The sequence below is a fragment of the Pedobacter steynii genome, from assembly GCF_900103665.1.
In the GTDB taxonomy this organism is placed as follows: domain Bacteria; phylum Bacteroidota; class Bacteroidia; order Sphingobacteriales; family Sphingobacteriaceae; genus Pedobacter; species Pedobacter steynii.
This window is the reverse complement of record NZ_FNGY01000011.1, coordinates 182,774-202,888: the sequence shown is the minus strand read 5'-3', so window position 1 is coordinate 202,888 and position 20,115 is coordinate 182,774. Positions and strand designations below refer to the sequence as shown.

The following is a 20,115-nucleotide window of genomic DNA, read 5'->3' as shown; positions in this document are numbered from 1 at the left end:
TAAAGATAAGAAATAATTGTGCTAGCTACGACAATCCTATGAAAAGTATTTGACAATCCTTTTATGAAGTTCATCTTTACTTTCAGGGAAGGAAGCCTTTGGATGCCGGTCCCAATAATCAAGCCCTTGCTGTAATGCCCATCGTGCTTTCTCTTTATTGCTTGCAATCAGGAAGAAGTCGGCGGCTTTGTCATGAAACCAATCTTTATCCACTAAGTCGTGCGCTGCATTTTCCCAGTCAGAAAGACGATCCAGATAAGGAATGCCGATGTTAATTACGTTTTCTTTTAAAATACCCAGCACTTTTTCACGATGTGATGCGGCTATGATTTGAAAATGTAACTCTTGCTTGTCGTCAATGACAGGAAATGTCATGCCTTTGATGTTCCAGTCCATTTCGGTACTCAAATGATCATTGGTATCTCCTGTTCCGAATTCTGCTTTGTGCCAGCGGGAATATTCCTTGGAGGATACGCTGTAGGAGGTCCAGAATTCAGCACATGTATCTTCTTCATTATGCCTGTTCAATTGAAAACTAATGGTCTGAACGAATTCCTTAAGTTTTCGCTTAAACGTCAGTGTACTTTTTGAAAACGTAAATCCCAGTTTACTTAGTGGTTCAACTAAGGTCTGTTCAATGCTGTTGATGATTAATTCCCTTGGTTTCATTTTAATAAATATATCCGTCCCTAATTGTTGTTGTTGAGAATCTGAAGATAGGAAAAACTTTAAATGTTTTGTTACAACCTGTTATCCTCTTGTAAAAAAGACATTTGGTTATAGCTGACCGGTGTCGTCGTAGTGGAAGCGCTTATACCAGGCTTCCGGTTACTTTTATTTTGTTCCTTTATTAACTGTAGGTTGCTAGGGCCTAATAGGGTCTGTAGCCCAATCAATCTCCATTATTCTCCTGTGAAAATTAATTGTAAAATAAGAGCAGGCGGCAGCTTGGTGTACACTTATTGTTGACTTTAATAAAATTTATTCGCTATATTAGTATTATTGATATTAAACTTATTAACTGTTGTTGTTGAACAATTAATCTATTGAATATGGCAAAAGCACCGAATGGTCCTCTGGGCGCCTTAAACGGAAAATTACATAACCTGGTTTTTTACATGCTGAACGGACAGCCTATTGTTCGTACCATCGGCGATCCAGGCAAACCAAGCAGGAATCAGCTGGCTAACCGTCAGGCAATGTCAGTGACCATGGAAATGGTGAGCAGGATCTCTGAGTTTACAAATGTCAGTTTTGAGCTGGAAGCAAGAGGAACGGTTCGGAATGCCCATAACCTCGCCACTTCCTATATTAAAAAACACGCTTTAAAGGGGGAATACCCTAATATATCCGTGGATTATAGCAAGGTTATACTCAGCAACGGTAATATACCAGGCGCAAATGACCTGAAAATCGAGAAGAGAGAAAAAGGTGTATTGGTAAGCTGGAACCCTAGTGGCCAGTACAATGATACCGTAATGATTCTTCTTTATCATCCTTTGGAAAAAAAAGCAATGCCTGTGATTAACGCCTGCAGGAGAGATGCCGGGTCATATTTTGTGAACTTGCCTGAGCAGCTGCTTCATGAACCGATTGAAGCGTACATCTGCTTTAAATCCGCGAATGGTAAGGCCATTTCAGACAGTGCTTACATTGGAAACCTGAACGGAGAGATGGAAAGCAAGGAAAAGCGGGAGCAGAAAGATAAATATGCCCTGGTAAAACAGCGTTTTGAGATAGTGGAAGCCGATTATTTAAAACAGCTGGAGGATAATCGGGGGAAACCCGTCGATACCAAAGCCTTCAGAAATCTGGAAAGAGAGTACGAGGTGCTGAAAAAGAAACTGGAGCACCTTCCGGGGAAACCTGGGTGATGACCAATAAAAATATAGCTTTTTCCTAAAGAAACCTATCTTAGCTTAAGATCGGGCGGGATTTGTATGAGCAGTTTTTTCAATAAAACTGGGGATACCTGGATATACTAATATGATAAGTTAATGAGTAAAATATTTTTCACATCTGATCATCATTTCGGACATGCTAACATTATTAAATTTAGCAATCGGCCGTTTCTAAATGTTGAGGAGATGAATGAGGTCATGATTGCCAGATGGAACGAGAAGATTGGGCCAACTGATGAGGTCTATCATCTTGGTGACTTTGGAATTACCAGTCCGGAAGAGTTTCAAGCGATTGTCAACAGGCTAAACGGCATTATTTACCTGATTGTCGGAAATCATGAAGGTTCGGCTTTGGGAAACAGGAAAAGGTTCAAGTGGATAAAGGAATACCACGAAATTAAGATTAAAGATGAGGAACGCGGGAACGGTGTACAAAGAATTGTTCTTTTTCATTATGCAATGAGGGTATGGAGGGGAGATTCCAGGGGTACATGGCATTTATATGGACATTCCCATGGAAATTTACCGGACTTGCCTCATCGGCTTTCTTTTGATGTTGGGGTGGATGCACAGAATTTTTATCCGCTATCTTATGATGAAGTTAAAGCGATCATGAAAACAAAAAGCTGGACCCAATCTTTGGAGCATGAAGAGATCTGAAGTCAGCGTTTTATATGAACAGGCAATTGAAATCAGGGTAGAATTCCCTGTTTCTGTACTTTGTGAATATAACGGGCCTTCAAATTTAGATGTGACCTGGGACGATAATGTGATGTATCTCATCGACGATGCTTTGCACAGCGCCGGAGCATATATCAAAAACAGAACGCTGGAAGTTTATCCACTGCCGGAAAAGAATGATGAGGTTCAGCGTTATCAGCTGACTTTGATCATCAAACCACCCGGACTAGATTTATATTGTATTGCAGAGGGCTTAATCAAGGAGAATTTCCAAAAAGGATTGTGTATTAAATTGAAATCTGAATACCATGGTTTTGAAGTTGTTTATGAAGATATACGCTGATTTGACTTCAGTTGATAAATATCAAATCAGCGTATTTGGTGTTATTCATTTTTTCTGATCGCTACTTTGATGTCATTACCCTCGTTGTCTACCGTTGCAATAACTATAGGTGTAGAATGGGTTGCTGGCTGAGACATTAATGACTGTTGTGACCGGGCCTGCAATTTATAAAAAGCTTCGGTTGCAGGTTGTGAAGAAACCTGGTAACTTGGATAAGATTTATTGGCGATATCCCAGTCAATCACATCATTTCCTGGCTCATATTCTTCGATATCGTCGGAGTAAATGAAAGGCCTGTTGATCGTAAAAACTTTATGTAAATTCTCGAACCTATGGGCTACTCCTGTAGGAATGACTAAAAACCTTAATGGTGATGGTTTAAACTCAATTTTTATTTCCTGGTGTTTTGTTGGGGAGTCTTGCCGGCAATCTACAAGATGTAAAGTCACAGTTTGATCCGGGTCACCGACAAATGTTAACCTGTCTTGCTGGGAAAGGTGAATGCCAAAGGCGTCATGGGTATACGATTCAACGCCATGATCTACCACATAGAAGGTTGAGCTGTCGAGAAAAGGGATAAAACCCGATTCATCACCACTCCAATAGATTAAATGTTTCTCCCATCCTAAACCCTGGATACCTTCTATTGGTTCCCAATCCGGGAAGTGGTTCTTTTTCAGCTCCGTCTTTCTAAACATAAGGCGTGCAGAGGAACCATCATTAAATTCAAGATCTTCGGTGAATGGGTATTCTGAGTCTATTTTAGGTAAGTTTTCCTTTTGATGAGCCCGGATTAATTCATAAAATACTTCTGATGCTTCACAATTGTTGGGCTCAAAAAAATTAAGCTGATCATCTGAAACATCCATAGGCAAATTAATCACATCATTTTCGATATTCCAGTTTGTTTCTCCGTTTAACCACTTGTCCGGGCTGGGTAAATATAGTTTATAGGTATTTAGCGTATAGATGTTTTCCAGTCCGTCAAATGCATGTGCGACACCAGGCGGAATGCAGAGGCAGTATTCGCTGGATGGATTTAATATATAAATTAGTCTTTTTCCTTTGGTTGGAGAATCCTTCCTGCAGTCTATAAAATAGGCTTTGATTTCCTGGTTGGGATCGCCTAGAAAGGTCAGTCGGTCTTCCTGGCCAAGGTGAATGCCGTAGTGTCCGTATTCAAATTTAGACTGGCCGTGGAAGACTAAGGTAAAGGGGTAAGTGGAGGGAAAAGGGACTACAAATGAATCCTTACCGTTATCGATTCTCCAGTTACTTTCAATTCTTAATTCATGGATAGTAGCTAAGCTGTTTTTCATTTGGAATGAATTTTAAATAGGAGGGCCGCATCAGACTGATGCGGGCCCTGCCTGTGTTGGTGTGTTGCTGTTTATTTTTTTAAGACATCTACAGCGTAACCAGCTGTTTTTGCTGCGTCAATCAAACTGTTGATGTCAGATTTTGGAAAAGCTTTCAGGAACGCATCAACTGAGCGTTGTTTAATTCCTGCCAATGCAGCGGAAATTTTTCTGCCTTCTGCTGCATGTTTAGGATCTGAAAGAACATAGTTAAACATTAAGCCTTGCAGAGCCTGGTCTCCGGTTACTACCTTATCGCCGAGTTTAGCTACAAGAGAAGTTACCATTGAGTCGAAATGTCCGTCGGTGTCTACATGTTTTGTGGCGTAAAGACTGGCAAAGAATTTCTTTGCATTTTCATTTTTTAGTTCCATGTTTTAGATGATTAGTTTTTTTATGTTAATAATTATTGTTGCTGCGGATGGTTTTTGTTTAGCACGCTGGTGTCGTTATTCCGCATTTCCGACCTTGGATGGTAAGTCCGAATGTTACCTTGATTTAATTTGAATATTTAAACTATCGCATACCTGATACCGGTTCAGATTTGTATTTGGTTTTTAATGATTATTGTAGTGGAAAATACTTTTAAAGTGTAATTACGATGGAATGAATCAGCCTTTTTGCATTTGAAATGAGCAGCGTTTGATCAAAATGAGGACGGTTACATTTTGATATGAGAATGGAAGGTTCGTTTGGCTATGTTAAATTTATAGTCAGTCACTTAGTTCACAAAAAAATAACGCCATTCTTTTTATTCATTTAATCCCCAAGCTGAAGGTGTGAAACAGAGATTATCATCTATTTTGATTTTTAATTTGCAAAAGCTGAACTTTTAATTACTTTTGCCACCCACAAGCCACGAGGGGGATTAGCTCAGCTGGCTAGAGCGCTTGCCTGGCAGGCAAGAGGTCAGCGGTTCGACTCCGCTATTCTCCACCTTAGAAAGCCTTTTAGCGTCAAAACTAAAAGGCTTTTATTCTTTAAGATTAGTCACTTTTACGGATGCTTTCTACTTATTGATTGATCTTGTCGGCAATACTAAAAATTTGTATGAACAGTTCTGGAAGATTTTTTTGTCTATGACATGGATTTATACCTAACAAATCGTTAACATACATTTAACCTGTCGTTATTTACCTGTACCGTACTTTTGGTGGAAATAAAATTGGTCGAAATGTCCCAAACTCCGAAAGACGAACGTGAATTGATTAGCCTTTGGAAAAATGGAGACGAGAGTGCATTCAGCCAGTTGTTTAAACTTCATTTTCCTAAACTGCTCAGGTTTGCTTCCCGTTATAACTCAGACTCAGAACTGGCGAAGGAAATTGCGATGGATGTGATGTTCAAGGCCTGGCAAAAAAAGGAGGAGTTAGCCAATGATCGCCAAAGCCTGGAACCCTTCCTTTTTCACTTGCTGAAAGCAGCGATAGTCGATCAGTTCCGAAAGAAAACCCTCTCTTTATTGCCTATGGAGCAAATGCTCGTGGAACCTGTGTCAGTTGAACAGGCAGATGACCTGATTCAGTACCGCGAACTAACTACATTGTATGAGGAAAGCCTGAACTGCCTGAGCCCTCAGAGAAGACTGGTATTTGAAATGCGTCAGCGACAAGGAATGAGCTACCAGGAAATAGCCGCTGAACTTGATATTTCCTCAAAAACGGTAAACCGCCATCTTACGGATTCTTTTCATACCGTTAGAAACTTCATGCGCAAAAATGGAGAGATGGTCTTGTTTTTTCTATCTATTCTTGGAATCTCGGTTTTTAATTAAATTTTCCGTCTCATTATCAGTGTGTTGTAGGTTTTTTGAAAAATGGCCGCTATTTCCATTGGGTATAAATTCTATTTCTTACGGTATGTATGGATAGGGCACCTTGCCCAATACCATAAGCATGAAGAAAGAAATAGACAAGGAACTTTTAATCCGCTATATCAATGACCGCTGCACAGCTGAGGACCTGCTACAGGTGCAACAGTTTCTTCAAGATCCAACTTGGCAGCAGGCATTGGAAGAGTTGCTGGAAGCTGACTTTTCTGCAATGGAGAAGGTATCGTCCGATGAAAACGTTTTGGAAGAATGGAACCAGGAGTTCCGTGATAGATATTTTAAAAAGCCAGCTGTTAAATTATGGAGCAGCCAATGGATGGCTTATGCTGCGGCTTGTGTGTTAGTGCTAGGTATTGCCGGATATTTTTTCAACAAATCGGGAGCAGGGGCAACGCATGTTGCTTCCATTGCCATGATAGAAAAGGTCAATCCAAGAGGTGTCCGTTCCAGGATCACGCTGCCGGATAGCTCAATGGTTTACCTTGGTGCGGGCAGCAGTATTAGATTCCCCGAGCAATTTGCAGGGAACGAACGAACATTAATGCTTAGTGGGGAAGCGTTTTTTGAAATTACAAAAGATTCAAAACGGCCTTTTGTGATTCATACCGGGAAAATACAAACCAGGGTTTTAGGTACTTCATTCAAAATTACCGCATTTAAAGGGGAGGCACTGAGTGTTGAAGTGGCGACCGGCAAAGTTCAGGTATCCAGGCTGGAAAACACGAAAGTAAAGTCTGAACTCGCAGTGCTGACCCCGGGAGAGGGAATCAGCTGGGATGATAGAACTGGAAGTGCAGTAACAACAGCTCCCGATATCTCTTCGGTTAAAGGCTGGGCAAGAGGAGAAATTTCCTTCAAAAATCGTTCGCTGGCGCAAATTGGCGCTGAGCTTGGAAATTGGTATGGTGTAGAAATTAGTTTTGAAAAGTCTGCATCGGTTCGCAAACGCTTTTCACTAAGTATAGACGGGACAGCAGCGCTGACAGATGCGCTAGACATCATCTGTAATACGGCTCAGCTGAAATACCGTTTTAACGGAAGTCAGAAAGTCATTATTTCCGGCAACAAATAAGAAAAAAACAGAAAGGAGAAAAATGGACAGTTAATCTTTACTAAAACAAAAAATCCGTTCCCGGTAATCCGGAAACGGAAGATGTGATCACATGCAGTAACATGTTTACCAAGACGCTGTACTGCAGGTGAAATGCTCCGGGCCAGGCCCGGATACAATTAAAGTGCTTTTATCAAACAACATTAACATTCAAAAATATGCATAATGTAGGAAAACTACGCCCAACAATTCCATTTATCATGAAATTATCCCTGATTTTTGCAGTCTTCCAGCTCAGCTTCATTGGGGTTTTGGTTGCCAGTAATGTACGGGGCCAAAACCTCGATAAGCTAAAGATCGAGATTAAACTTAATAACGCTTCTGTAGAAGAAGGGCTGATCGCGCTTTCGCGAAAAAGTGGCATCAGAATATCCTATGCAGATGAAATGCTCCAAAAGGAAAGTAAAAAGATCACTTTAAACAATAATGACATTACAGCGGGCGCTGTGCTGCGAAGCATCCTCGAGAAAACAAATCTTAATTATCGGCTCTTTAAGAATTACATCATCATCGATGCTAAGCCTGTTCCGCAACAGCCGGGGCGCATTACAGGAAAAATCACAGATAACAGGGGGGAGCTCATGCCGAGTACTACTGTGAAGATTGTAGAGACCGGACAGGCGGTGCAAAGCACGGTAGACGGCAGGTACAGCATCAGCCTTAAGCCGGGTACTTATACACTGGAGGTCAGTTATATCTCCTATCTGAAACAACGGATTACCGATGTTGTGGTTAAAGCAGGGGAAATTACGGCCCTGGATATTTCCATGAAACCCGACGCCAGAGGTTTATCGGAAGTAATCATAACTTCCAGTTATAAAAAGGCATCGGCGGTCGGGCTATATGCGCTGCAAAAGAATACCTCCAACCTTTCAGACGGGATTTCCGCAGAGCAGATCGGCGCAACACCGGATAAGCATGTAGGGGAAACATTGAAACGGATTACCGGAGTATCTACCAACGAAAACAAAAAGGTAGTGATCCGCGGCATTGCAGAACGTTACAATGTGTCGCTGCTCAACGGCAGTACATTGCCAAGCACAGATGTACAGGAGCGCGATTTTGAGTTTAACCTGATCCCAACCAATCTGGTTGAAAATATCGTTGTGGCTAAGTCCATCACCGCAGATATGCCTTATGGATTTGCCGGAGGTTTGGTTCAGATCACGACCAAATCTGTACCTGAAAGCAATTTCTTGTCTGTAAGTGCAGGTACCTCTTTTAACAGTCGTACCACGGGGAAAGATTTTCTGGGTTATGGCCGGGGTAAATACGATTATCTGGGTTTTGATGACGGTGGAAGAGATCGTTTTCCAAAGGACCTGCTGAACCTGGCCGGTAAGTTCAGTCCGACTCTGGGAGACAGTCAGAATGAAATCAAGGCCGCACAGGTTGGCGAACAAAACAAACGTATCGGGAGCACTGCCCGTTTAGGTGCACGTGTTTTTGAATCAATGCCTTCGCAAAATTATCAGCTAAGTTTGGGAAGGACCTATGCACTGAGCAGCAAAAAAGAACGTAAGCTTGGTTTTGTGGGCTCGCTGAGTTACCGGAATACGCAGACCAATGATTACATTTCCACCATGCGCCGTGGCGACTGGACACAGATGCCTACGCGCGGAGATGATCCTGCCGACATCAACACCGGAAATATATATGGGTTTAATACGACTTTGGGATTGCTGCTGAACGGAGGTTTTAAGACCGAAAGGCACCAGATCAATACCTACAATTTGTACACGCGGATCTTTGATAACAGGTTTAGTCGCTATACGGGCTGGGAGCACAACAATCCAAAGGAGGAAAGTGAAAGGAAATTTCCGGGCATAGAGGAAGATGACCGGCCGAAATTCACAGACCTGCTGCAGAATAAGGTAAGCGGCGTTCATCACATAAAGCCGCTTAAGATAGAATGGAGCCTCGCCAGAACCTCCTTGAAATCTTTAGAGCAGGACGCGATATCTGCTTCATTGGGAAGTAAAGAAATCGGAAACAGGGTGCTTTATATTTATACACCCAGTAGTACCAGTGATCCTGGCTTTGGTACGCTGCATCGCGATGAATACATTTACAAGGAACAAAATTTTGATGGGAGCCTTAGTGCTGCATACGATTTTAAGCTGGGCAGTACTCAGCATATCTTTAAAGCCGGTGTAAACTATTTGAAAAAACATGCTTACTACGACTGGGAAGTCCTTCCCATCGCTAAAGGAACGAATTCAACAGTTCCAACAGAATTGCTTTCCATCCAGGACTGGGGCAATTATATGAGCATGGAAAATGTCGCAAACAGCCTGTTTTATTTTAAGCAAAATTACGGTTCGAATAAATTTGAAGCTAAAAGCGTAAACAAAGGTGTATTTGCCATGTTCGATCACAAATTGCTGCCTAACCTGCGTGTAGTATGGGGGGCCAGGGCTGAATATTTTAAGATGGATACCATCGTGAATTCTGCCAGTTTGCTGAGGGACTTAAAGAGCAAAATATTTTTTGAAGAAAAGAAAGATTGGTATTTCCTGCCTTCAGCCAACCTGACTTACTCCCCTTTAAAAGACCTGAACCTTCGTGCATCTTATGCAAAAGCTGCTGTCAGGCCAGGACTGATGGAAAATTCAAGGTTCTCCCGATTCAACCCAAATTACGGTTCAGATGTGAGGAGCAATGGGGTAAGTAGTACTTTGATAAATAATTACGATGCCAAGATTGAGTTGTTTCCCGGAGCAGGAGAACTTTTGTCGGTGGCTTATTTCTATAAGTATTTTGATAAACCAGCAGAATATTACAGGATCGACAATGAGAATAATGGAAGAGGCTACATCACCATTTCTAATTCTGACTGGGCGAAAGTGAAAGGCTGGGAATTTGAGCTGCGTAAGAGTCTGGGTTTTATATACCAGGGACTTCCGTTTCTTAAAAACATATACCTGAGTGGGAACCTTACCCTTCAGAAGTCAGAAGTCAGGGCTCGGGTCGTTCAATATGAAGAGACGGCCAGTAAAACCGACACCATGTATTATAGATACTTGAAATATCCGCGTGCATTATATGGACAAGTGCCCTTATTATACAATGCAGGAATACAATATGTGGGTAAAAAGCTGGGATTGAACCTTACCTATAACCATTCAGGGTATAAAACGTTTATTACCGGAATAGATCCCAGTTTGGTGGAGTATGAAAGGCCGCGTTCACAAATGGATGCGCAGATCAGCTATAAATTTATGAAGGGGAAAATGGAAACTAAACTAAACATGAGCAACCTGCTGGATGCCCCTTTCCGTTATTTTATCAATGCGCAGAGTACCTACGAACAAAAGCCCGGTACAGAACATTTGCAGGATTTGGAATGGAACGATAAATACAAATATAAGTTCGGTTTCTCGGAGAAATTTGAAGAAGGTTATGTAGACCCGGTGTCGAACAGACAAGTTGGCGACCGGCAAACATCTACCCGCTATACAGGTCGCACGTTCAGTCTCTCTTTTTCTTATAATTTCTAATTTAAGCAGATCATGATTAAAACATTTAAAATAATTTACCTGGCAATTATCGTATTGCTGTTCAGTGCGTGTGAAAAGGACGGAATCCCTGTGTTGTCGGAGATAAAAGCGATTAATAAAGAATTTAGTATCACCGGATTTGTTTTAGGCGATACTGTTGAACAATATTTTGATGGCGTTAAAATGCGTGAGTATTACGGGCAGGTGAAGGTTGCAGGTTCGCAGAGTCAGCTTGCCTTTGTCAAGGATGAGATCAACATGGAACTGAAAAGAAAAAGCACAGGAGAGACGATTTATCAGCAGAAATTCAACATCAATGACAAGACAAATATTGTTCCTGGTTTCTATTTCGACGGACTGAAGTTCAGTAATGGCTATTCCTACCCGGAACCGCAGGGAGATGAATATATTGCAAATTTTTATTTGGAACCCTCAGGTGGCGCTACGCCAATAGACATCAACATTGAGGTACTCGAGTACTATTTTGACGATACCAAGCCGAATCCCATGATCGTGGTAAATACGACTACGATTCCAATCGTGGAAAATGTTCAACCCGGGAAATGGACACCTTACTTAAAGGTCCCTGTGCCAATGGTAACCCCACAGCAAAGTGGGACTGAATTATATCAGATTGTCGTGATAAAAGATTCAAAGACCAAGGAGTATTACGTCAATAAGAAAAGGGATGATAGTATCCTTAACCTGGAAATACCCTACGATGGAGTTTCGCGTGGTAAGGTTCAAAGTTTCTTTTTTAATAGGAAAATGGGCTCCGGAAAAGTTGCTTATCCAGAGTTTTATGACCTTGTTCAGTTGTTCCCCCGTTAATTGTATGGGACGAACCTGGATTAATTTCTAAAGTTATGAACGTCCTTTACAAACTAAAAGCCCATCGTCTTTTTAAAACGATGGGCTTTTGCATTATAAAGTTTGTTTAGTACGTGCCTCGAAGTTCTGCATCATCATATGCTTACCTTGTTCTGATGGCATCCCAACTGAACATTAATCCTCTGTTTATACCTCTGATTTGAACATCCAGCACGTCGCTGTTTTTTATCCTGACATTTATTGATCCATCTTCGTTAACCGGAACAAGACCATAATTTGCTGCGGGCATCTCCCGTTTCGGCAAAGGAACTGAAGCATTTGCGGTAGGGATCAAATGCAGTTCTTTGATTGTCAATAATGTGAGATTGATGGCTATAATGGTTAGCACAGCCTTTAAATAAAGATTTGATTTCATTTGTTATAGTTTTTTTATGTTAAAATTCGGTTTATAAAATGAGTATAAGTGTTGTCGGCTGAAAAATAAACTCCATGATCAAATATGCGGATATGGAAATAATTTTTTCGGTAGAAATGTTAACTATTGTTAAAATGTGGGATGTCATTTGTTAAAACAATAGATTAGTGGGAAATAAAATAACATGATGCGCATTATAACTTTCATTTTAGCCTCGTTCAGTATCACTTTTGCTCAGGCTCAGGGAACAGCTTCGTCAAATCAGAAGCCCGGCGAATTTAACCTGGGTTTTGAAATCACAACGGATCATAACCTGCCATATTCATGGATTGGTCATCAACAAAAGAATGGGTATAAGATCATCACAGACAGTACGGAAAAGCATAGTGGCAAACGTTCCCTGCTGATAGAAAAAACCGATGCGCTGAAACCCTCATCTATGGTGCAATCATTGGGTGTGATACCTGCAAAATACGAGGGTAAGGAAATGGAGGTCAAAGTCTACCTGAAGTTTGAGTCGGTTTCCGAGTTTGTGTCACTGGGAGTTGCCGTTGATGATGCAGATTATGATCGGATAAAGTATGCGCAGGTCGACTATAAAAAGCTTAAAGGTACTGAGGATTGGAAAGAGTATAGTGTTAAAATTCCTTTGCCAAAAGAGGGAAGGTATATTCGGATATGGCCCGGATTGGCTGGTACAGGTAAATTATGGGTCGATGATATCCGGATTCTGATCGATGGAAAGGACATCAGTCAGGCTGGATTAAAACCTGATTTCGATAGTGTTCCTCATCCTTATATTCCATACGGAAATAACCCTGCAGCAGGGGCCTACGTTAAAGTTAATAACGCGAATATCTATTACGAGACTTATGGTAAAGGGGAGCCCTTATTATTGCTGCACGGCAACAGTCAGTCGATCTTTGCTTTAAAGAAACAGATTATAGAATTTTCTAAATATTACAAGGTGATTGCTGTGGATACCCGTGGTCAGGGGAAAAGTAAGGACCTGAGCACCGATCCCCTTACTTACGATTTGTTTGCAGAGGACATGAAAACAGTTCTTGACTCGCTGCACATTTCAAAAACCCATATATATGGTTGGAGTGATGGAGGAAATACAGGCTTAATCATGGCTTATAAGTACCCCACTTATGTAAATAAACTGGCTGTGATGGGGGCCGTTATGTTTGCAACGGAAGAAGCAATTCCGGGAAGCATCCTTAAGGAGATAAAGAAGTCAATCCTGGGTCTGGAGGCAAAATCGGACGATCAGTCGAAACAACAGGCCAGGTTGTTTACCATGTTGTTGAATGAACCCCACATCACTGTTGAAAATCTAAAACAGATTCAGGCGCCGGTATTGGTGATGGCGGGAGTAAAGGATATGGTTCTGGAAAAACATACCAAATACATCGCAGCAAATATTCCCTCTTCCCAATTGGTCATATTTGAAGGAGCAACACATTATGCCCCTGTCGAGATTGTCGCGGAGTTTAACAGCCGGCTAAAGGTATTTTTGGAATAATTTTTAGGTTTGTAATTTTAATACGAATACATTTTCTTTTAAACGATATGAAAAGAAAAATTATTTACCCGGTTCTCCTGTTGCTGGCTTTGCAAAGCTGCCGGAACAGCCATCATGTAGAGAAAACAACGATTGCAGCTGCATCGCTTTCGACTCTTGTACTCAGTTATTATGTGACGAATAATTTTCCTCATGATACAACGCTGTTTATCGAGGGATTTTTATTTCATCAGGGAAAACTGTTTGAAAGTACAGGTTCTCCACTTGACATGACCAGTACGCGTTCTCTCATCGGTATTCAGGACCTAAAAACAGGTAAGCTTGATGTCAAGGTAGAACTGGACAGGTCAAAATACTTTGGAGAGGGTATTGTAATCCTGAAAAATAAGCTCTATCAGCTCAGCTATAAAAATCAGCTTGGATTCATCTATGATGCAACTACCTTTAAAAAACTTAGGGAATTTAAGTACGCCAATGCCGAAGGTTGGGGGCTAACAACGGATAGTGTTTCCTTAATCATGAGTGATGGTACCGATAAATTAACGTTTCTTGATCCTGAAAGCTTGTCGCCGGTTAAGACAATTTCAGTGACTGAAAACGGGCAGCCTTTAGCTCAATTGAATGAACTGGAATTTATTAAGGGTTTTATTTATGCCAATGTCTGGGGCACCAATGATATCGTTAAAATTGATCCGGCTACTGCTAAAGTGGTCGGTAAACTGGATTTTAATGCTTTAGCCGTCACGGAGAAAAGTAACAATCCTGGCGCTTTAGAAATGAATGGGATTGCTTATGACCCTGATGCAGATAAAATATACGTTACAGGGAAACTATGGGCCAATATTTACCAGATTGAACTTAATAAATAACAAGAATACCATAGACAATGCTCGTTTGAACATTGTCTATGGTATTCTTGATGAGTTGGAGATCCTGAAGAAATAAATAGAAAAAGCGCTTAACTAAGCGCTTTTTCTATTTGAAGGGAAAAGTTTGAGTTCCTGTTACGTTCATCGAACTCAACAGCATATCGTTGAGCCTCCTGGTAATAGTGGTCGTATAAATCCTTTACTTTATAAGTATTTGATGTCGTGTATAGCGGATGCTCATGCGGTAATTCTATAGTTACCTCTTTCTCCTGATCTTCCTGTTTTAAGGCTTCCGCCATATTCAGGGAGAAGAAGAACCTGCGGCTTGTTTTTGTCGAGTCGGCCCATGGCAGGTATTTCTCGATATAATGCCAGCCTTTATCTTTATCGGTATGGAACAAATAAACGATCAGTGCACCAATGGAAGTGATCAGTGAGCTGTCGTCTTCCACTTCCTGCAAACCTTCTTCTGCCTGATGGAACAATTCTGCCGCCTTTTCAAATTCGTTGTTCCTGATGGCCATGTAGCAAAGCTGACAGAAAGTAATCACCGGTACATGGGCACAGGTAAACTGTTTTTGAAGCAGGGGAAGGGCTTTGGTGTAAGCATTGCCAAAATCACCTTCATTGATCAGGTAAGTCACCTCTGTATCCATCTCACAAGCGTTACAGTCGCTCAATTCATCTCTGGGCACTGCATTGACCAGATCAAGAAAGGTCGTGCTTTTAGCCGCGTCCTGCTGATACAAGGCTTCGTTTAGCTGTTTGGAATAATAAGAACGAATGCCCAGGCCTTTCTCTTCCAACCTGCGCTTATAATCCTCAAGAACGAGCTCGATTTGCTCCAATGGAACATCTGGATTGGAATACAACTCATTAATGATCCATTTGTATTTCCAAAGCAGGTCTTCTATCTCGTAGTTTTCAGGGTCGGCATCATAGGCATTTAACATCCAGCTGAAAAGGCTTACGAATTCTGTTCTGTCAGACAGACCCCATTCTTTATCCATTAAGTCCGACCGCAATTCGTATCCCAACTCCACATCTTCGTTCGCATCGGCAATCTGGATCGCCTGGACCAATAGTTTTCCTGCATCCTTTGGATGAATATTTTCCTGGTTTGCACGGTTTAATAATTTCTGTACTTCTAATGTATACCTCATGGTGTAATTAAATGTTAATAAAATGCTCCATTCCCATAATGATCAGGCTATGGAGTGCCTCGTTAAATAAATTCATTTCTGTATCACTTACAGGATACTTTCCCAGTAACAGGGATTGCACGTATAAGATGTGAACAATGGAAGGAAAGACATATGGGTCTTTGATTCCAATCATACTTTTGACCAGTTTATTGTCTGCATTGAAACACAGTACTGGTTGTACGGCTTTCTTTTTTGGTGCAAAAGCGCTGAGTGTCGCTGTGAGCGGGTTGCTCGGGGAGACCGCTTGTTTTACATTGATCTCGTCCTGAGGGGCGACATATATCGCCGGGGTATCTTCAGGGCTAAACTGTTTCAGGCTACAGGTACAGTTTAATTTTTTTAATACTTCAGCTGCACGGATTTCAAAATCAGCCAGGGCAGGGTCCAGGGAAGTGTCAATGGCATGAAAGCTGTTTAATAAGCTGCCCGGAGAGATCTGTTCGATCCTGAGGCTGCTGTCCAGGCGTTGAATTTTTTTCAGCAACTCCTCTTCAAAAGTGTAAGCCGCATTGATGATCAGGGTTCCCTGAGCACCGGCAATCCGGCGCACCTGTTTGAAATCATCAATGTTTGGGGTGTAGAAAATGGTGGGCTCCAGTTCCCTGATGTTTCTAAAGGTCCGGATGCCTTTGTTTGTTTCAAATGGAAGGTCGTCGATAAAAACCTGTAAGAGCTCATTATCCTCCGCTGCAATTGCTTTCAGGTGGAGGTAGTGGGTGCTGATCAGCTTCTGATAGATGTTGTGGTCAATCAGGCCGATGGATTTCAGGTAAGCCTTAATGGTGTTTCCGATTTCTTTTTTCGCCCCTTTTAAAGCGTCATTGTAAACCAGTGCCTCCCTGGAAGCGATGGCATCCAGTCCCTCTGCATTGAGGATACAACGGATAAAAAACGCCCATTTTGGGAGTAACCTGCAATCGTCATCGCTCAGAAACATCCGCTTTAAAAATAGTTTATGGGTTTGTTTTCCACTAAATTGTGTTTTATAAGGCAGGATATAAGCAACTCCTTTAACGCCACCGCTGGATGTTGAAATCGGGAACGCATCTAAAAATCCGGTATTAAAGGCTTTCCTTCCAATGGCTAGCAGTTCTTCTTTAGTGGTGGTTGATTCCAGCCAAAGTGCACCTGCTTCATTTATCCAATGGACGGTTTCTTCGTAATGAAGGTAAATGGGCATGGGCAATGCCTCTCCGTAATATTCGAGGTTCTTGCGAAACACATCGGCCTTAAACAGGTATTTAAATTCATCTTTCGGATAAAGGATCACCTTTGATCCGATGGGACGTTCCTCTTCGATGGGGGTAATGTGGTAGGTGCCATCAGATTTTCCGGTCCACCTTACCGCAGTCTCGCTAAGTGCTGATCTGGATTCTACAATGATCTCATTGCTCACCACAAAACAGGACAACAGACCAATGCCAAATTTCCCGATATAGTCATTGGCTTCAAAGGCCTCGCGTTTGGAGCTCTCACCGATAACGGCCAGAAATTTATGAATCTCATCTTCTTTAAGCCCGATGCCATTGTCTTCAAAGATCAGTTCAGCCCGCTTGCTATCCGGCAGGTGAATTCTGATGCAACCTTCATGGTGCTCATCCATTGTCCTTAAAGCAGTAATGGCATCGACACCATTCTGAAGAAGCTCTCTTACGAACGTGTTCGGATTGCTATACAAATGTTCAGATAGGAGGGAGATCATCCCTTTTAGGTTTACCTGAAACAAGTATTGCTGATTTTCATCCATGTTATTTTCCTTTTTTTCTACCTGTTAATTTCATTGCTCTTTCATGGCCATTGTCTGCTGCTTTTTCAAACCAGTACATGGCGGTGTCTTCACTTTCTTCTACGCCATCTCCCATGAGGTAGCAATTGCCGAGGTCAAATTGTGCGGTAGCATGCTCTTCTGCTGCGGCTTTGTTGAGCCATTCAATGCCCTGTTCCTTGTTCATGGTTACTCCTTTGCCGTTCAGCAATAAGGACCCTGCGTAGTATTGTGCGGAAGTATTGTCACTCTGTGCGGCTTCATTGAACCAGCGGAAGGCTTCTTCATGGTTTTCTTTTACGCCAAGGCCATTGAGGTAGCAACGTCCGGTATGGTACATCGCAACAACATAATTGTTGTTCGCCGCCATCTCATAATATTTAAATGCTTCCGAGTTGTTGGCCTCTACGCCAATTCCGTATTCATAACATAAGCCCAGTCCTTCGTGAACAATTTCCCCCTCCAGTGCTTTCTGATAATAACCAAAAGCTTTGTCGGCCTGATCAATCTGATCGTAATCATACATATAATAATCGCCGATTTCGATCATGGCATGAGGATATCCTGCTTCAGCAGCTTTTTCAAGCCATTGAAGGGCTTTCTCTGTATCTTTTTCTATTAAACCATGCATGTAGTAGTAACCTAGTTTGTAGGCACCATAATAATAACCCAGATCTGCTGCCTGCTGCATATAGTCGAAAGCCTTCTGTGCATCAAATTCAACCCCATATTCATGCTCGTAACATAAACCAAGTTCTACCATTGCTTTTGCATTGCCGCCTTCTGCTGCCTGCAGGTAATACTCGAGCGCTTTGTCCGGGTTTTCTGCGATTCCGGTACCAAAGCGGTAGCAACGGCCAACTTCAAACTGGCAATTGGCATAATTCAGTTCCGCACCTTTCAGGTAATAAGGGAAAGCCGCTTCGGGATCAGGATTTTGGTTGTGGTAACCGTTCTCCAGGTAAGTTCCTGCGGTATGAATGGCAAAAGGGTAGTCCAAACCGGCAGCCTGGTTAAACAGATCGAATGCTTTTTGGTAGCTCTCTTCGATAGTGCCATCTTCATACATGAAGGCAAGCTCAGTCATGGAGTAGGTAGAATTCAGGGCTACTCCTTTTTCAAAATACTCTTGTGCTTTTTTCTGATGTGGTTCTCCGAGAATACCATAACGGTAGAAGCGGGCGGCGTTATTTATTGCGGTTGGGAAATTTAGTGCTGCCGCCTGTTCATAATGGGAAAGGGCTGTGGCAAGGTCAGGAGTATCGGCGATGACAATGCCGTTCTCATAGAGGTAACCTAGCCTGTTAAAAGCGTAAGGCAATTTCTTTTCTGCTGCTTTTTTTAGCAGTTCTCCTGCTTCCTGTTCGTTTTTTTCCGCAAGTGCGCCTTCAATCAGGATTTCGGCCTTTTCGATCATGGCGTCTAAAGATCCGTTTTTAATGGCTTGATCCAGGTAATACATACCTTTTTTCGCGTCAAGAACCGATGGCGCATATAGGTATAGTAGTGCCAGGCGATAAGCGGAAAAATGGCTATGGTATAAATTCCCGAGTTCAAACCAATAAATGGCCTGCGTTACGGAACCAGTATCTACATCAGTAGGAAGGGAATGGTAGCCTAAGTGGTTGGCTGCTTCTATTGTTCCACGCTCAAAAGCGCTTTTCCACAATTCAAAAGCTGCTTCCTGCGCAACTGGTTCTTCCGATTGAGAGAAAATGATCGATCCCAGTCTGAACATCGCGAAATCTGCTTCATCGGTGTCAACAAGCTGCTGATAAAGGGATTTTGCAGCTTCTATCTGCTCGGTATGGTCTAAATAATTTCCTTCAAACAGCAATACGTTTTTCTTGAGTAAAGGATCGTTTGTTTCTTTCAGCGCTGCAATTAAAGCAGGGATGTCGTCCATTTCCCCTTTATTTATAGAAATATAACCCCGGTATAGTTTATTCCATACGGAATCCGAACTGTTGAGCAGATGAAGTCCGGTCTCTTCGTCTTTTTCTAAAATTACACCGTAATAAAGGAGATATCCCTTTACTGCTACTGCAAGTTCTACCTTATTTTCAATGGCCTTATCTAAATAGATGGACATCTTTTCTGGATCTCTGCGTGTGCCTCTTGCTTCACGATATTGAAAAGCAATTTGTGAATAAGCAACGGGAAAATGAATCGCCAGTTGTTCCAGAACATTGATTACGGTGTCTAAATGGAAGTTGTAATCGGCTTCATCCAGATACACGCTCGCTTTGAAGTCAAGACCTCCCATAAAAAGCATTTCATAAAGCGCAAATACCTCTTGGTTATTGGCAGGAAGAAGCCCTGTGCCATGCTCCAGAAAAGCAAAAGCCTGATGCCAGACTTCCGGGTTTTTTAGGTCATCTTTTGTGAATTTTTGCAGATCCTGAAGTAGTGGAAGGTCGCTATGTTGTGCGTTTTGCTGAAAAGTAGTGTAAGTGGTTTTAAGGCTCATTATCTTATATGGTTATTAAGGAAACAATGTTTATACTGTATCGCTTTTTTTGTTAAACAACGTCGGTTAATTTGAATAAATTATTTCACATTGGAAAATAAAAGTTCTTTATTCCTTTTTTTGATGGATTACAAAGCTTTACTAGAGCAACAATTAGTCCATTTGAGAATAATAATAAAGCTTGTTCGATAATATTAGAGAAAACAGCCTGTTTGATCAGCGTTAAATCTGCAGGAAGAAGACTAAGCCATTCAGATCGAGTGAGGTATGGAATAGAATGAAAAAGGGTCAGATGAAGAAAAAACGT

At 41.7% G+C, this 20,115-nt stretch carries 16 protein-coding genes and 1 tRNA gene; 10 read left to right on the top strand and 7 right to left on the bottom strand.

Translation table 11 applies throughout. The features are described 5' to 3' along the window. Positions 1–36: 36 nt before the first annotated feature. Positions 37–669 (bottom strand): DUF4304 domain-containing protein, encoded by a 633-nt coding sequence (locus BLQ87_RS26480; protein WP_074611938.1) that lies wholly within the window; start codon positions 667–669, stop codon positions 37–39. Between the two features lie 383 nt (positions 670–1,052). On the opposite strand from BLQ87_RS26480, the gene BLQ87_RS26475 reads away from it, so the two are divergent. From BLQ87_RS26475 to BLQ87_RS26465, 3 genes are all read left to right on the top strand, one after another. Further along, on the top strand, positions 1,053–1,874 hold the full coding sequence (locus BLQ87_RS26475; protein WP_074611937.1) for a DUF6266 family protein: 822 nt from the start codon (positions 1,053–1,055) through the stop codon (positions 1,872–1,874). 123 nt (positions 1,875–1,997) lie between these two features. Beyond that, positions 1,998–2,561 carry a phosphoesterase gene (locus BLQ87_RS26470; RefSeq protein WP_074611936.1) on the top strand — a complete coding sequence of 188 codons (564 nt, stop codon included), beginning with the start codon at positions 1,998–2,000 and terminating at the stop codon, positions 2,559–2,561. Then, the gene (locus tag BLQ87_RS26465) at positions 2,548–2,925 is read left to right on the top strand and encodes a hypothetical protein (protein WP_074611935.1); all 378 of its coding nucleotides are present in this window, start codon (positions 2,548–2,550) and stop codon (positions 2,923–2,925) included. The genes BLQ87_RS26470 and BLQ87_RS26465 overlap by 14 nt, the downstream gene beginning before the upstream one ends. A 41-nt stretch (positions 2,926–2,966) precedes the next feature. Here the strand turns inward: BLQ87_RS26465 and BLQ87_RS26460 are convergent, their stop codons facing one another. Further along, positions 2,967–4,244, bottom strand: a complete 1,278-nt coding sequence (locus BLQ87_RS26460; protein WP_074611934.1) for a cupin domain-containing protein — start codon at positions 4,242–4,244, stop codon at positions 2,967–2,969. A 71-nt stretch (positions 4,245–4,315) separates the two neighbouring features. Then, on the bottom strand, positions 4,316–4,657 hold the full coding sequence (locus BLQ87_RS26455) for a hypothetical protein (RefSeq protein ID WP_074611933.1): 342 nt from the start codon (positions 4,655–4,657) through the stop codon (positions 4,316–4,318). A gap of 488 nt (positions 4,658–5,145) precedes the next feature. Between BLQ87_RS26455 and BLQ87_RS26450 the strand changes: the two genes are divergently transcribed. The 5 genes from BLQ87_RS26450 (at position 5,146) to BLQ87_RS26430 (ending at position 11,556) form a co-directional block, all read left to right on the top strand. Continuing rightward, a tRNA-Ala gene (locus BLQ87_RS26450) sits at positions 5,146–5,219 on the top strand. 238 nt (positions 5,220–5,457) lie between these two features. Next, the gene (locus BLQ87_RS26445; protein WP_074611932.1) at positions 5,458–6,057 is read left to right on the top strand and encodes a sigma-70 family RNA polymerase sigma factor; all 600 of its coding nucleotides are present in this window, start codon (positions 5,458–5,460) and stop codon (positions 6,055–6,057) included. Between the two features lie 121 nt (positions 6,058–6,178). Next, positions 6,179–7,186 (top strand): FecR family protein, encoded by a 1,008-nt coding sequence (locus tag BLQ87_RS26440; RefSeq protein ID WP_074611931.1) that lies wholly within the window; start codon positions 6,179–6,181, stop codon positions 7,184–7,186. A gap of 239 nt (positions 7,187–7,425) precedes the next feature. Next, a complete protein-coding gene (locus BLQ87_RS26435; RefSeq protein WP_172664975.1) occupies positions 7,426–10,725 on the top strand; it encodes a TonB-dependent receptor domain-containing protein in 3,300 nt (1,099 codons plus the stop codon). A 12-nt stretch (positions 10,726–10,737) separates the two neighbouring features. Further along, positions 10,738–11,556: a hypothetical protein gene (locus BLQ87_RS26430; protein ID WP_074611929.1), complete on the top strand. Its 819-nt coding sequence runs from the start codon at positions 10,738–10,740 to the stop codon at positions 11,554–11,556. A gap of 142 nt (positions 11,557–11,698) precedes the next feature. On the opposite strand, the gene BLQ87_RS26425 is transcribed toward BLQ87_RS26430, so the two are convergent. Further along, complete coding sequence (locus BLQ87_RS26425; RefSeq protein WP_074611928.1) at positions 11,699–11,971, bottom strand: hypothetical protein; 273 nt, start codon at positions 11,969–11,971, stop codon at positions 11,699–11,701. A 184-nt stretch (positions 11,972–12,155) separates the two neighbouring features. Here BLQ87_RS26425 and BLQ87_RS26420 point away from each other — a divergent pair, with 184 nt between their 5' ends. Next, the gene (locus BLQ87_RS26420; RefSeq protein WP_074611927.1) at positions 12,156–13,499 is read left to right on the top strand and encodes an alpha/beta fold hydrolase; all 1,344 of its coding nucleotides are present in this window, start codon (positions 12,156–12,158) and stop codon (positions 13,497–13,499) included. A 47-nt stretch (positions 13,500–13,546) separates the two neighbouring features. Next, positions 13,547–14,368 (top strand): glutaminyl-peptide cyclotransferase, encoded by an 822-nt coding sequence (locus BLQ87_RS26415; protein WP_074611926.1) that lies wholly within the window; start codon positions 13,547–13,549, stop codon positions 14,366–14,368. Between the two features lie 89 nt (positions 14,369–14,457). Here BLQ87_RS26415 and BLQ87_RS26410 read toward each other — a convergent pair whose 3' ends face one another. From BLQ87_RS26410 to BLQ87_RS26400, 3 genes are read right to left on the bottom strand one after another with little or no spacing between them, the layout of a single operon-like run. Continuing rightward, positions 14,458–15,531, bottom strand: coding sequence for a hypothetical protein (locus tag BLQ87_RS26410; protein WP_074611925.1), 1,074 nt, complete (start codon positions 15,529–15,531; stop codon positions 14,458–14,460). A 7-nt stretch (positions 15,532–15,538) separates the two neighbouring features. Next, complete coding sequence (locus BLQ87_RS26405) at positions 15,539–17,320, bottom strand: HSP90 family protein (RefSeq protein WP_074611924.1); 1,782 nt, start codon at positions 17,318–17,320, stop codon at positions 15,539–15,541. Between the two features lies 1 nt (position 17,321). Beyond that, on the bottom strand, positions 17,322–19,808 hold the full coding sequence (locus BLQ87_RS26400; protein WP_074611923.1) for a tetratricopeptide repeat protein: 2,487 nt from the start codon (positions 19,806–19,808) through the stop codon (positions 17,322–17,324). Positions 19,809–20,115: the final 307 nt, after the last annotated feature.

Bases quoted from the DNA above. Each gene is read 5' to 3' on its own strand.
- BLQ87_RS26410 (WP_074611925.1), bottom strand. From the start codon at position 15,531: ATGAGGTATACATTAGAAGTACAGAAATTATTAAACCGTGCAAACCAG.
- BLQ87_RS26455 (WP_074611933.1), bottom strand. From the start codon at position 4,657: ATGGAACTAAAAAATGAAAATGCAAAGAAATTCTTTGCCAGTCTTTAC.
- BLQ87_RS26430 (WP_074611929.1), top strand. From the start codon at position 10,738: ATGATTAAAACATTTAAAATAATTTACCTGGCAATTATCGTATTGCTG.
- BLQ87_RS26425 (WP_074611928.1), bottom strand. From the start codon at position 11,971: ATGAAATCAAATCTTTATTTAAAGGCTGTGCTAACCATTATAGCCATC.
- BLQ87_RS26435 (WP_172664975.1), top strand. From the start codon at position 7,426: ATGAAATTATCCCTGATTTTTGCAGTCTTCCAGCTCAGCTTCATTGGG.
- BLQ87_RS26480 (WP_074611938.1), bottom strand. From the start codon at position 669: ATGAAACCAAGGGAATTAATCATCAACAGCATTGAACAGACCTTAGTT.
- BLQ87_RS26465 (WP_074611935.1), top strand. From the start codon at position 2,548: ATGAAGAGATCTGAAGTCAGCGTTTTATATGAACAGGCAATTGAAATC.
- BLQ87_RS26475 (WP_074611937.1), top strand. From the start codon at position 1,053: ATGGCAAAAGCACCGAATGGTCCTCTGGGCGCCTTAAACGGAAAATTA.
- BLQ87_RS26445 (WP_074611932.1), top strand. From the start codon at position 5,458: ATGTCCCAAACTCCGAAAGACGAACGTGAATTGATTAGCCTTTGGAAA.
- BLQ87_RS26400 (WP_074611923.1), bottom strand. From the start codon at position 19,808: ATGAGCCTTAAAACCACTTACACTACTTTTCAGCAAAACGCACAACAT.
- BLQ87_RS26420 (WP_074611927.1), top strand. From the start codon at position 12,156: ATGATGCGCATTATAACTTTCATTTTAGCCTCGTTCAGTATCACTTTT.
- BLQ87_RS26460 (WP_074611934.1), bottom strand. From the start codon at position 4,244: ATGAAAAACAGCTTAGCTACTATCCATGAATTAAGAATTGAAAGTAAC.
- BLQ87_RS26405 (WP_074611924.1), bottom strand. From the start codon at position 17,320: ATGGATGAAAATCAGCAATACTTGTTTCAGGTAAACCTAAAAGGGATG.
- BLQ87_RS26415 (WP_074611926.1), top strand. From the start codon at position 13,547: ATGAAAAGAAAAATTATTTACCCGGTTCTCCTGTTGCTGGCTTTGCAA.
- BLQ87_RS26470 (WP_074611936.1), top strand. From the start codon at position 1,998: ATGAGTAAAATATTTTTCACATCTGATCATCATTTCGGACATGCTAAC.
- BLQ87_RS26440 (WP_074611931.1), top strand. From the start codon at position 6,179: ATGAAGAAAGAAATAGACAAGGAACTTTTAATCCGCTATATCAATGAC.